12 protein-coding genes are annotated in these 12,621 nt (G+C 40.7%); 6 read left to right on the plus strand and 6 right to left on the minus strand.

The genetic code is table 11. The features are described 5' to 3' along the window. The first annotated feature begins 236 nt into the window (after positions 1-236). The 4 genes from ATS71_RS17315 to ATS71_RS17330 all read left to right on the plus strand — a co-directional run bounded on the left by ATS71_RS17315 (position 237) and on the right by ATS71_RS17330 (position 5,273). Positions 237-2,051 carry an assimilatory sulfite reductase (NADPH) flavoprotein subunit gene (locus tag ATS71_RS17315; RefSeq protein ID WP_058405917.1) on the plus strand — a complete coding sequence of 605 codons (1,815 nt, stop codon included), beginning with the start codon at positions 237-239 and terminating at the stop codon, positions 2,049-2,051. A 60-nt stretch (positions 2,052-2,111) separates the two neighbouring features. Continuing rightward, a complete protein-coding gene (cysI, locus tag ATS71_RS17320; RefSeq protein WP_058405918.1) occupies positions 2,112-3,809 on the plus strand; it encodes an assimilatory sulfite reductase (NADPH) hemoprotein subunit in 1,698 nt (565 codons plus the stop codon). A gap of 42 nt (positions 3,810-3,851) precedes the next feature. Next, positions 3,852-4,592: a phosphoadenylyl-sulfate reductase gene (locus tag ATS71_RS17325; protein WP_058405919.1), complete on the plus strand. Its 741-nt coding sequence runs from the start codon at positions 3,852-3,854 to the stop codon at positions 4,590-4,592. Positions 4,593-4,730: 138 nt separating this feature from the next. Next, complete coding sequence (locus ATS71_RS17330; RefSeq protein ID WP_058405920.1) at positions 4,731-5,273, plus strand: DUF4124 domain-containing protein; 543 nt, start codon at positions 4,731-4,733, stop codon at positions 5,271-5,273. A 3-nt stretch (positions 5,274-5,276) separates the two neighbouring features. On the opposite strand, the gene ATS71_RS17335 is transcribed toward ATS71_RS17330, so the two are convergent. From ATS71_RS17335 to ATS71_RS17350, 4 genes are all read right to left on the minus strand, one after another. Then, a complete protein-coding gene (locus ATS71_RS17335) occupies positions 5,277-5,522 on the minus strand; it encodes a hypothetical protein (RefSeq protein WP_058405921.1) in 246 nt (81 codons plus the stop codon). A gap of 135 nt (positions 5,523-5,657) precedes the next feature. After that, on the minus strand, positions 5,658-8,402 hold the full coding sequence (gene acnA / locus ATS71_RS17340; RefSeq protein ID WP_058405922.1) for an aconitate hydratase AcnA: 2,745 nt from the start codon (positions 8,400-8,402) through the stop codon (positions 5,658-5,660). A 199-nt stretch (positions 8,403-8,601) separates the two neighbouring features. Next, the gene (locus ATS71_RS17345; RefSeq protein WP_058405923.1) at positions 8,602-9,030 is read right to left on the minus strand and encodes a hypothetical protein; all 429 of its coding nucleotides are present in this window, start codon (positions 9,028-9,030) and stop codon (positions 8,602-8,604) included. A gap of 95 nt (positions 9,031-9,125) precedes the next feature. Beyond that, on the minus strand, positions 9,126-9,509 hold the full coding sequence (locus tag ATS71_RS17350; RefSeq protein WP_058405924.1) for an RNA-binding S4 domain-containing protein: 384 nt from the start codon (positions 9,507-9,509) through the stop codon (positions 9,126-9,128). 227 nt (positions 9,510-9,736) lie between these two features. Here ATS71_RS17350 and ATS71_RS17355 point away from each other — a divergent pair, with 227 nt between their 5' ends. Both ATS71_RS17355 and ATS71_RS17360 read left to right on the plus strand, forming a co-directional pair. After that, entirely contained in the window at positions 9,737-10,024 is a 288-nt protein-coding gene (locus ATS71_RS17355; protein ID WP_058405925.1) for a hypothetical protein, read from the plus strand. 55 nt (positions 10,025-10,079) lie between these two features. Continuing rightward, the gene (locus tag ATS71_RS17360) at positions 10,080-10,745 is read left to right on the plus strand and encodes a hypothetical protein (RefSeq protein WP_058405926.1); all 666 of its coding nucleotides are present in this window, start codon (positions 10,080-10,082) and stop codon (positions 10,743-10,745) included. A 1-nt stretch (position 10,746) separates the two neighbouring features. Here ATS71_RS17360 and ATS71_RS17365 read toward each other — a convergent pair whose 3' ends face one another. Further along, on the minus strand, positions 10,747-11,205 hold the full coding sequence (locus ATS71_RS17365; RefSeq protein WP_058405927.1) for a cyclic nucleotide-binding domain-containing protein: 459 nt from the start codon (positions 11,203-11,205) through the stop codon (positions 10,747-10,749). A 26-nt stretch (positions 11,206-11,231) separates the two neighbouring features. Beyond that, positions 11,232-12,617 (minus strand): nitrogen regulation protein NR(I), encoded by a 1,386-nt coding sequence (gene ntrC, locus ATS71_RS17370; protein ID WP_058405928.1) that lies wholly within the window; start codon positions 12,615-12,617, stop codon positions 11,232-11,234. Between the last annotated feature and the right edge of the window lie 4 nt (positions 12,618-12,621).

Consider the following 12,621-nt stretch of genomic DNA (forward strand, 5'->3'; position numbering starts at 1 on the left):
TAAAATTTAATAAAAAGCAATAATCACTCTTTAATCTGTTTTTTTAGGTGTTTTTTAAAATTAATAACTAAATGGAATATCAAAGCAGATTCTATTCTTTTTTGATAAGCGGATAGCCCGTTATCCTGCACAGTAAGAAAACCTCAGCAAACTTTATATTGGTTGAGGAAAAACTCATTTTTAACAATACACGGTGTGTGTTGTGCTTAATTTTCAGGGTTATGGGGAATCGATAAATGTTGTTAGGTCAACTAAATGCTGCGGCAAGCCCGCTATCGCAAGATCAAGTTCAAAAGCTGCAAGGTTTAGTGGCTGAACTTAATCCAATTCAACAAGCATGGGTAAGTGGTTACTTAGCAGCTAATGCTAATGCCTCAGCGCTTGGTATGCCTACAGCTGGGGCGTCAGTTTCTGGTGATGCAGCAGTACTAACTATTTTATACGGCTCACAAACGGGAAATGCAAAAGGTGTTGCAACCCAAATGAAAGAGCAAGCTGAATCACGTGGTTTATCAGCTAAGTTAGTAAGTATGTCTGATTACAAGCCAACGGCCCTGAAAAAAGAAAAGTTTTTAACCGTTGTTGTATCTACTTATGGTGAAGGTGAGCCGCCTGAAGATGGCGAGACTTTGCATGCATTTTTAGCGACCAAAAAAGCCCCTAAACTCGACGGTGTTAAAATAGCTGTTATTGGCTTAGGCGATTCTAGCTATGAGTTTTTCTGCCAAACCGCAAAAGATTTTGAAGAGCGCTTAAATAAGTTAGGCGCTGAGTCGGTTTATCAACGTGCTGATTTAGACGTTGACTACGAAGAAGAAGCTGCAACATGGATTCAAGGCGCATTGGATGCATTTGAACCAGATTTAAAAGCGCAACAGGGTAACGCAGGGGGCCAAGCCGCCGTTGTGCCATTTGGCGCGCCAATGCCTGTAGCTAGCCAGTACACAAAGCAAAATCCATTTGAAGCCGAATTATTAGCAGTTCAAAAAATTACTGGGCGTGATTCAACAAAAGATGTACGCCATGTAGAAATATCGCTTGAAGGCTCTGATATCACTTACACACCAGGTGACTCGCTGGGTGTGTACTTTTTAAATGATGAGGCGTTAGTTGATGAAGTACTAGCACTTACCCAAATTGATGGCTCTAGTCGCGTTAAAGTAGCGAATGAAGAGCTAAGCGTTCGTGATGCACTTATTGAAAAATTAGAGTTAACTCAGTCATACCCTGGCTTTGTTGAAAAATACGCAACAGCAACAGGTACACCTGAACTATTAAAGCTAGTAGAAGATAAAGCGGCGATGCGTGCATACATTGAACCACGCCAAATATTTGATGTTATTCGTCAAAATCCAGCAAAACTAGATGCACAAACATTAGTTGATTGCTTACGTAAGCTTCAGGCTCGTTTATATTCTATAGCTTCTAGCCAAAGCGAAGTTGAAGACGAAGTGCATTTAACAGTAGGACTCGTTGAGTTTGACACCTTTGATAGCGAGCACTTAGGTGGTTGTTCTGGTTATTTAGCGCGCCGTGCAGAAGAAGGCAGCAAGGTCAAAGTATTCAGCGAGCATAATGATAACTTCCGTTTACCTACTAACGATGAAACACCTATCATCATGGTGGGTCCGGGCACCGGTATTGCGCCATTCCGTGCTTTTTTACAAGAGCGTGACTCGCGTGAAGCACAAGGTAAAAACTGGCTGTTTTTTGGTAACCCTCATTTTACACAAGACTTTTTATACCAAGTTGAGATTCAGGGGTATTTAAAATCGGGCTTATTGAGCAAAGTAGACGTGGCATTTAGTCGCGACCAAGCCGAAAAAATCTATGTACAAGACAAGCTTCGTAAAAACTCAAAAGATGTTTTTGAGTGGTTAGAAGCTGGCGCTCACTTTTATGTGTGTGGTGATGCAAACCGCATGGCAAAAGATGTACATCAAGCATTGGTTGATATCATTAAAGAAAATACCGGCAAAAACGATGAAGACGCAGAGCAATATTTAAAAGACCTGCGTAGCGCAAACCGCTATCAGAAAGACGTGTATTAATCACGTTTCTTATTTTATTAACAGCTAACAGCCGTCACTGTAACAAATTTAGGATTTAAAATGAGCGAACAAGATAAAAACGTAAAGCTTTCTGATAACGAGCGTTTGAAAAGAGAAAGTAACTTTTTACGAGGCACTATAGAGCAAGACTTAAAAGATGAGATAACCGGTGGTTTCACTGCTGATAACTTCCAGTTAATTCGTTTTCATGGCATGTATCAGCAAGACGACCGCGATATTCGTCCAGAGCGCGCTAAACAAAAGCTTGAGCCATTACATAACGTAATGCTACGTGCGCGTATGCCTGGCGGTATTATTAAGCCAGAGCAATGGTTAGCAATTGATAAATTTGCTGATGAGAAAACTAGCTACGGCAGCATTCGTTTAACTACGCGTCAAACGTTTCAGTTCCATGGTGTATTAAAGCCAAATATTAAAGGCATGCACCAAATGTTAAACAGTGTGGGTATTGATTCAATTGCAACTGCGGGCGATGTAAACCGTAATGTGTTGTGTACTACCAACCCGGTTGAGTCTGAGCTACATCAAGAAGCGTATGAGTGGGCTGCTAAAATTTCAGAGCACTTGTTACCAAAAACAAAAGCGTATGCTGAAATTTGGTTAAACGGCGAAAAAGCAGAAACAACAGAAGAGCCTATTTTAGGGTCTAATTATTTACCACGTAAGTTTAAAACAACCGTCACTATTCCGCCTAATAACGAGGTTGATGTTCATGCTAACGATTTAAACTTTGTCGCTATTGCAGAAGACGGCAAGCTTGTTGGCTTTAACGTACTTGTAGGTGGTGGCCTTGCGATGACCCACGGCGATACGGCTACGTATCCGCGTAAGGCTGACGACTTTGGCTTTATTAGCCTAGAAGACACGCTAAAAATTGCAGAGCACGTTGTATCTGTTCAGCGCGATTGGGGTAACCGCTCAAACCGTAAAAATGCAAAAACTAAATACACACTAGACCGTGTTGGGTCTGACGTATTTAAAGCCGAAGTAGAAAAACGCGCAGGCGTTAACTTTGCACCGAGCCGCCCGTATGAGTTTACTCATCGAGGTGATCGTATTGGCTGGGTAGAAGGCATTGATGGTAAGCACCACTTAACGCTATTTATTCAAAGCGGCCGTATTTTAGACTACCCAGGTAAGCCACTTAAAACAGGTTGTCGTAAAATTGCAGAAGTTCACCAAGGTGATATGCGTATGACGGCTAACCAAAACTTAATAATTGCTGGTGTACCTGCCGATCAAAAAGCAGTGATTGAAGAAATTGCTCGCAATCATGGGTTGATTGACGACGGTGATACAGAGCAACGTAAAAATTCAATGGCCTGTGTGGCATTACCCACATGCCCGCTAGCAATGGCTGAAGCTGAGCGTTACTTACCGAGCTTGATTGAAAAAACTGAAGCTTTACTCGCTAAACACGGCATTCCAGACGACAGCATTATTATGCGTGTTGTGGGTTGTCCAAATGGGTGTGGCCGCGCAATGCTTGCAGAGGCCGGTTTAGTAGGTAAAGGCCCTGGTAAATATAACGTTTACTTAGGCGGTAACCTTGAAGGTACACGCATTCCTAAATTGTACCTAGAAAACGTAGGCGAAGATGTTTACCTAGAGGCGTTTGACAAGTTAATAGGCCAATGGGCAAGCGAACGTAACGACGGTGAGTGTTTTGGTGACTTTGTAATTCGCAAAGGCATTGTTGCTGAAGTAAAAGTATCAGTAACCGACTTTCACGCATAATTTGATACCAGCGCCTGGCGCTGGTGAGGCTTGGAATTTTCCATGAGTGAATTTAAAAATATATTACAGCTAGATAAACAAAGCCAAGCGGCTATGTTGGCTGATGCTAATGGTTTACTAGCAGATATGAACGCAGAGGAACGCGTTGCGTGGGCACTTGAAAATTTACCCGACACTGCGTTTTTATCCTCAAGCTTTGGGATTCAAGCTGCGGTAATGCTGCATTTAGTGACGACCCAGCGCCCAGATATTCCTGTGGTATTGACTGATACTGGCTATTTGTTTCCTGAAACGTATCAATTTATTGAGCAAATGAGCGAACGTTTGTCACTTAATTTAAAGGTGTACAAAGCGCAGCTGAGCCCAGCATGGCAAGAAGCTAAGTTTGGAAAACTTTGGGAGCAAGGTGAAGACGGTATTAAGCAATATAACCAGCTCAATAAAGTTGAGCCAATGACCCGTGCGTTAAAAGAAATTGAAGCGGGCACCTGGTTTAGTGGTTTGCGTCGCGACCAGTCATCAACACGAGCAGATAAGCAGTTTGTAGAAATTAGCAGAGGGACGGTTAAGGTATACCCCATTATTGAATGGTCAAACCGTGATGTCTATCAATACCTGACTAAGCATGATTTGCCTTACCACCCGTTATGGGAGCAAGGGTATGTGTCAATGGGAGATGTACACACTACGCGTAAATTAGAGCCGGGTATGACCGAAGAAGAAACACGCTTTTTTGGTTTAAATCGCGAATGTGGTCTTCATATGGACGGCGATGGGATTTAACACGATTAAGACGTTGTTTAACCACACTATAACGCAGCATAAGCTGCGTTTTTTATTGCTTAGATTTTGATAATAAATTGCTTGATTGTACTTTATTTACTACTATCAACTTAATGGAATAACAAAAGCAGGAACGCTATGAAATACTTTACCTATTTAGCAATATCAGTCATGGTTATTGCTGTCATATCATTGTTTTATTTAAAAAAGCCCGACGGCCAAACTTGGCTTTCTGGTTCAACAGTTAGCAAAGAAACCCAGCAAATTAAAGAACAAATGGTGGCGCTATCAACCAATACGCTTGATCAAGCTGTAAAAGGCATCCAGCAGGCTGGGGATAAAATTACCAGTGGCATTTCAAGCAATACATCAACAGTGACATCTTCAAGTACAATTTATAAGTGGCAAGATGAAACAGGCCAATGGCATTATTCAGATAGCCCTAATCCGAATGGAAAAAGTATAGAATTAACCCTTAACCCTGAAGACATAACCGTGATTGGTGCAGAAGATACCTCTATTTTAAATTTAGAATCTAGCACTAATGAGATGTCAGCTAATACACAGGCTCCTTCAATATTAAACCCTGAATCGATTAAAAAGCTGTTTGAAGACGCAGAAAACATCGAAAAAAAATTAGAAAAACGTAATAAAGAAATTAATAATTTAAGTGTGCTTTAAGCGCTATTCATGAGTACGAGAGCGGGTATAACGTTTTTCAACTTCCATTAGTAATATGGTTAGATATATTTTGGTGGGAAGTGATAATAATATGCCCACTGCAATGCAAGCTGCGGATGCAATAATGCCGTTAATACCAAATTGCTCATTAAACCCATTAGATATGATAAGTGCATGGCCCGTAATTATAAGGCATAAGCCAAGCACGATGGATGTTTTAAGTACTCTAATAATAGTTACATGCGACATAACGCCCCCACTGGTTATGGTACCAGTGTATTAAGCTATGTGTTTTGCATATTGATGCAGCGCAATAATAAGACAGTTATAAAAAAGGCCTCATGGTTTTTAACCATAAGGCCTTTGAATCATTCACTACGCAGCTTAGTTAAGCATATTACGCAGTACATACTGTAAAATACCGCCATGCTTGTAGTAATCCCACTCTTTAGGTGTATCAATACGTACATCGGCTTTTACGCTTGTTTGTTTGCCCTCGGCATTTGTAGCCACCAGTGTAACTTCGTCGGTTTTATCGTACAGGCCTTGAATATCAAACTCTTCTTGTCCTGTTAAACCATGTGACTCATAACTTTCACCCTCTTTAAATTGTAATGGCAGTACACCCATCCCGATTAAGTTAGAGCGGTGAATACGTTCATAACTTTGTGCAAAAACGGCTTTTACACCCAACAGTAATGAGCCTTTCGCAGCCCAATCGCGAGACGAGCCTGTTCCATATTCTTTTCCGGCCAAAATAATAAGTGGTGTATCATTTTTTTGATATGCCATAGCTGCATCGTAGATACTTTCTAAGCTATTGTCTGGTTGCGTGCGTGTTACACCGCCTTCTGTGCCCGGTGCTAACAAGTTTTTTAGTCGCACGTTAGCAAAGGTGCCACGCATCATTACTTCATGGTTACCACGACGAGAGCCGTAAGAATTAAATTGTGCTTTTTCTACATTGTGTTCTTGCAGGTAAAGCCCAGCAGGTGCTTCGGCTTTAATTGCGCCAGCAGGCGAAATATGATCGGTTGTAACCGAGTCTCCTAGCTTAGCTAAGCAGCGCGCTCCTTCAATAGTAGGAATGCCAGGTGGCTCTACGGTCATGCCATCAAAAAATGGTGCTTTTTTAATATAGGTAGATGCGTCGTTCCAATCATATAATTTACCATCAGGTATTTGAATTTGTTGCCAACGGCTGTCGCCTTCATAAACATTGGCGTAGCTTTTGGCAAACATTTCTTTGGTAACCGTCTCTTTTACTAAATCGCTAACCTCTTTTACGCTTGGCCAAATGTTTTTAAGGTAAATATCGTTACCGTTTTCATCTTGTGCAAGAGGCTCGTTATAAACATCTATGTCTGTTCTACCTGCAATTGCGTAAGCAACAACTAAAGGAGGTGACGCTAAAAAGTTCATTTTAACATCTTGGTGTATACGCCCTTCAAAATTACGATTACCTGATAAGATAGAGCTGACTACCAGCTTGTGTTTTTGAATAGCTTGTGAGATTTCATCAGCTAGCGGTCCAGAGTTACCAATACAGGTGGTGCAACCGTAACCCACTAAATTAAAACCTAAGCTTTCTAAGTCGTCCATCAAACCTGCTTTGTCTAAGTAGTCAGTGACCACTTTAGAGCCTGGTGCAAGTGAGGTTTTAACCCAAGGTTTAACATTAATACCGAGTTGTTTTGCTTTTTTAGCCACAAGGCCCGCGGCTAAAATAACACTTGGATTAGAGGTATTAGTACAGCTTGTAATAGCTGCAATAACGCAGGCACCGTCGTTAAGTTCAAACTCTTGGCCTTTGTAATTAACTTTTGCCGCCCCCATAAATTGTGCTTCGTTTACAGGTTCATCAGGGTTGGTTGTGGGGCCTTCGCTTTCGATACGCGATTGCTCATCATCACTTTTATCGCGATGTGCGATACGCTCTTCTTGGAAACCTTTTAAATGTTGAGAAATTTCCTCGCCGGCTTTGTTGAGCGCTATTCTGTCTTGTGGGCGTTTAGGGCCAGCAAGGCTTGGTACAACATCATCGAGCTTTAGTTCTAGTGTGTCGGTATAGCGAGCTTCGTCGCCATCGTTACGCCACAGGCCTTGGTGTTTTGCGTAATCTTCAATAAGTTTTAGTTGGTCTTCATCGCGGTTGGTGAGGCGTAAATAATTAATGGTTTCATCATCAATTGGAAAAATACCACATGTAGCGCCATATTCGGGTGCCATGTTTGCAATGGTTGCTCTATCAGCAAGGGGGAGATCTGCAAGGCCATCGCCATAAAATTCCACAAACTTGCCGACCACACCGTGGTTACGCAAAATTTCAGTTACTGTAAGCACTAAATCGGTTGCTGTTGTGCCTTCAGGTAATCGGCCACTAAGCTTCATACCAACTACTTGTGGAATGAGCAAGCTAATAGGCTGGCCAAGCATAGCAGCTTCAGCCTCAATGCCACCTACACCCCAACCAAGTACACCTAAGCCATTAATCATGGTGGTGTGCGAGTCAGTACCAACCAGTGTGTCGGGGTAGGCAAACTTTTTACCATTGTTATCTTCATTGAAAATAACACGGGCTAGATATTCTAAATTAACTTGGTGAACAATTCCGGTTGCGGGAGGCACCACTTTTAAGTTATCAAATGCCGTTTGGCCCCAGCGTAAAAATTCGTAGCGTTCTTTATTGCGGTCGTATTCAAGTTTGGCGTTTAAATCGAAGGCACCGTCATTACCATAGCCGTCTACTTGAACTGAATGGTCTATCACTAACTCAGCAGGCGAAAGCGGATTAATTTTTGCAGGATCCCCACCTAATTTTTCCATTGCATCTCGCATTGCAGCTAAATCAACAATGGCAGGTACGCCAGTAAAGTCTTGCATTACTACCCGTGCAGGGGTAAATGCAACTTCAGATGATGGTTTTGCCTTTGGATCCCAATTTAGTAGCGCATTAATATCTTGCTCTTTAATGTTTTCGCCGTCTTCGTTGCGCAGTAAATTTTCGAGTAAGACTTTTAAGGAGAATGGGAGTCGTTTTGCTTTGTCGCCAAGTCCTTTTAGAGAATGTATATTATATTGCTCACCATTAATTGTGAGCTCATGTTGGGTATCGAAACTATTTTTCATTATTTTGCCCCTTCTTAACTAATTAAATTTTTTAAAAAGTAACCTCTGTAATTAGGTTATTGCAAAGTGCATACCATGATAAACGAACCTTAAATAGCTGCATTTATGAACAGCTAGAGTCGGGAGTAAGGTTTTAAATTATGATTTTAATAAACCATCTATGACAACTAAAAAACGTTGTTCAGCTGGCCCCATCAAGCTAGTTTAGCCAGCCTTGTTGTTTGCCTTTTATACTTAAATAAATAAGCGCTAAGGCAATGACAACTACCAATGATGGCATGATAATCGAGCTTACTCCGAGTAGAGCAATGCTATCAATTACAAAAAAGTTGTAGTATTGCTGAATTACTATCGCGCCGAGCGATAAAGCAAAAGTAGGTGTTGCAAGCGATTTTTTAGCAAGTAAAAATACGCAGCCTAAGGCACCGCCAAAAACGGCAACAGCAAAGGCAATGGTGGCCCATATTGGGGTGTTTGAATATGCAGCTTGTTGATCTAATGGTAGTTTACTGATCATATCTGGGCTTGTCATTATGTGCATAATGAATGCTATAACGCCCAATAAATTCCATATAAGAGCAGCCCAAGCTACAGGTTTAAACCAGTTTTTAGGTGTGTGAGATGACATGTTGTGACCTTGTTTTTATTATTATTAACAAGGTTATTAAAGAGTAAAAAAGCCAACTATACAAGTTGACCTTTTTTGTAGTGCAGATTATGGGCTTACCCAAATGAAATAGGGCGTCGTCCTGTTTTTTCATCGACCTTTGGCTTTTTAGTACGTTTACGCTTACTTTTTGCTGGTTGGTTTTCCGCAGCTGAAGTATTTTGCTTGGGTTCAACAGGTGCTTGTTCAATCGGTTTTTGTACTGGGGTTGCATCTTCACTCAGAGAGAGTTGAAAAAGTTCGCCATCAAATTCAAGCACATCACCACTGTATAATTTTTTCCGTTTTATTGTACAAATTTCATGGTTAACACCCACATAGCCTTCGGTGATTAGGTTTTTAGCTTGGCCGCCACCTTCAACTAAATTGAGTACTTTTAATAATTTACAGAGCTCTATAGGCTCTTCTTCTAGTTCTATTTCTATGTATTCTTCGTTCATTTTTACTCTCGGTGGAGGCTTGCATAGGCTGTAGTATAAAGGCATACAGCCAATTATGCACCAAACCAAATCACTCAAATTTACGTATTAATTATTTAAAAAAAAATGACTCCCTTAAAAAAACTGAAGTATTTATTAGTTAAGCTGCGGCGAGTCACTTTTGTAGGTGGCTTACTAATTGCTATAGCTGTGTCGAATTTAGAATACATAGAATCATGGAGTAAAAAATGGGCGTAAGATTAGCAATGAGAAAAGAGCTAATGGGCTTAAATCATTCAGACATGTTAACTGCCGATGATGTTAGGGAACACCTTAGTAAATCAATAAAAAAACACGACCAAAAACCTGAGCGAGGGTTTTCGGTTATTTCAAAATTTAACGATACACACAGCCAGTTACTAAGTGGCAATACTAACAAAAAAAGCGTTTTGGAATTTGAACGTCACCGCTTATTTAAAGAGGTGTTATATACGCGCAAAAGTGTAGATGCTTGGTTGAATAACCAAATAAATTAGGTTGCTATAAGTCATTACCTCTAATAGACTACATTTGTAATCAGTTGAGGTGACTATGAAAAAAGGACTTTTAATTTGTGTACTGGCATGTATGTTAGCCGCATGCCAGCAACCCACCGTTTATGTTTTTAGTGAAAATTTGCAAGTTGAACAGCGCAACCAGCTCGATGCTGCGCTAAAAGCACAGAACCTTCCTTATGAATATGTAGAACTAGAAATCCCATCTGATTTTGGTGAAGCTACATTGCTTTTATCAAGCGATAAGATTTATCAAAAAGAGACTGAGCAGTTAGCTATTATTATGCAAGAGCTAGGTTATCAACCCGAAATTAACTACACCACACGATCAAATCATTTTTATGGCGATGGCAATATAGGCTTTTATTTAAAAAGTACTGATGGAGAAGGCGCTTTTACTATGCCGTCTCGGCTAAGAACAACCCAATGCAGCGAAGATAAGTACAATGATTTAATCGTTTCCTTTACCAAAAAGCATGCTGATTTTACCTTACCCAGTGGCGCTATTGTGAGGTTAGGTTGGGAGTTTTTATACGGTTACGTTGTCATTTATTACAAAAATTATTCGCAAACATATAGCCACTCACAGCCGCTTGTAAATACGCCCTTTGGCGCCAAGCCATCCGATACTTTCACATTTACAGCCCATGTCAATAACCCAAGCTGGCTTGATTGCTCATTACAGGTTGTTTATATGGATTGAACTAACCGTGGTTTTCTATATAGTCACTGAGCTTGGTTATTCGCTCGCTCATGCCTTCAATAATACGGTCTTTAATTTTTTCTCGAATGACATTGGGTAATTGAGTGAGTGCTTCGGGAGTGATAGCAAGGACAATGGTGTCGGTTTTGGCGCGAGCACTTGTACTGCGCTCTCGGTTATTTATAAATGCGCCTTCACCTATAAATTCACCAGGCTCTATAGTGCTTAATTCTAGTAAGTGGTTATGTTTAAATACTAAAAGTGCACCGCTAAGTACAATATATAATCGTTTATCGTTATCAAACTGCTTAAACAAAAATTGATGTTGGCCAACTAAATATAACAGGCCATATGATTCTAATAAAATTTGACGCTCGTTAAGCGTAAACTCTTTAAAAAAATGCAGCCTGTTAATTATTTCCATTTGTTTGAATAAAGGAATATGTTCGATTAATTTCATTCGATATCAAAATTTAATGCACATTGTTAACTAATATTGCGCTCTTTTAATTTACGGGTCAATGTATTGCGACCCCAGCCTATTTTTATGGCCGCATCTTGTTTGTGACCAGAACAATTAGCAAGTGCTGTTTTAATTAATCGTGTTTCTAGCTGTGCTTGTATGTCTGGCCAAATATTTTCTTTGCCTTGTTTTAGTTCATTATTAAGCCATTGCTGAAAAGCATCCAGCCAATCACCTTCTACTTGTATTGGTGTTACTTCAATAATTTCAGGGGGCAAATCTTGCTCTGTAACAAGCTCGCCTGGTGCCATAACCGTTAACCAACGACAGGTGTTTTCAAGCTGGCGAACATTGCCTGGCCAGTTAAATAAACGAAGTTGCTCAGTGGCTTTAGGGCTCAACACTTTACTTTCTACTTGCAGATCTTTAGCGCTTTTATGTAAAAAGTGTTGCGCTAAGCGTTCAATATCTTCGGTGCGTTCACGTAAAGCAGGTAAACGAAGGCGAACTACATTTAATCGATGAAATAAATCGTCTCTAAACTTACCTTGTTTAACGAGATCTTCTAAGTTTTGATGTGTCGCTGCAATGATACGTACATCGACTTTGATACTTTGATGCCCACCTACACGGTAAAATTCACCATCGGCAAGTACGCGTAAAAGACGGGTTTGCACATCAAGCGGCATATCACCAATTTCATCTAAAAATAAAGTGCCGCCATTGGCTTGCTCAAAGCGACCTTTTCGTACGCTATCGGCACCAGTAAATGCTCCTTTTTCATGGCCAAACAGTTCAGACTCAACTAATTCTTTTGGAATAGCGGCCATATTAAGGGCAATAAACTGGTTTTCTTTACGGGGACTATGGTTGTGCAGTGCACTTGCAACGAGCTCTTTACCTGTACCCGACTCACCATTAATCAAAACACTCATGCTTGATGCTGACAGTTTACCTATCGCTCTAAATACTTCTTGCATAGCCGGTGCTTCACCAATGATGTGGGCACTTTTAGGTGGCGCTTGTTTGCGTTTGGTTTTTTTTGTGGAGTTTGCTCTAAATGCGCTTTCAACAAGTGCAACGGCTTCATTTAAATCAAATGGTTTAGCTAAGTACTCAAATGCCCCTTTTTGAAAGGCATTCACTGCTGAATCTAGGTCTGAGTGTGCAGTCATTATGATCACTGGTAAGCCAGGGTTTTGTTCTGCGATGAGTTCAAGCAGCGCCATGCCGTCCATACCGGGCATTTTTACGTCCGACACCAAAACAGCTGGCTGGCTAAATTTTAATGCATTAAGTACATCTTGCGCATTAGCAAAACTTTCCACATTAAAACCAGAACGTTCTAGTGCTTTTTCAAGTACAAAACGAATTGATGCGTCATCATCTACAAGCCAAACTGTTTTCATGCAA

The sequence above is a fragment of the Pseudoalteromonas sp. H71 genome (assembly GCF_001468485.1).
Classification (GTDB): Bacteria; Pseudomonadota; Gammaproteobacteria; order Enterobacterales; family Alteromonadaceae; genus Pseudoalteromonas.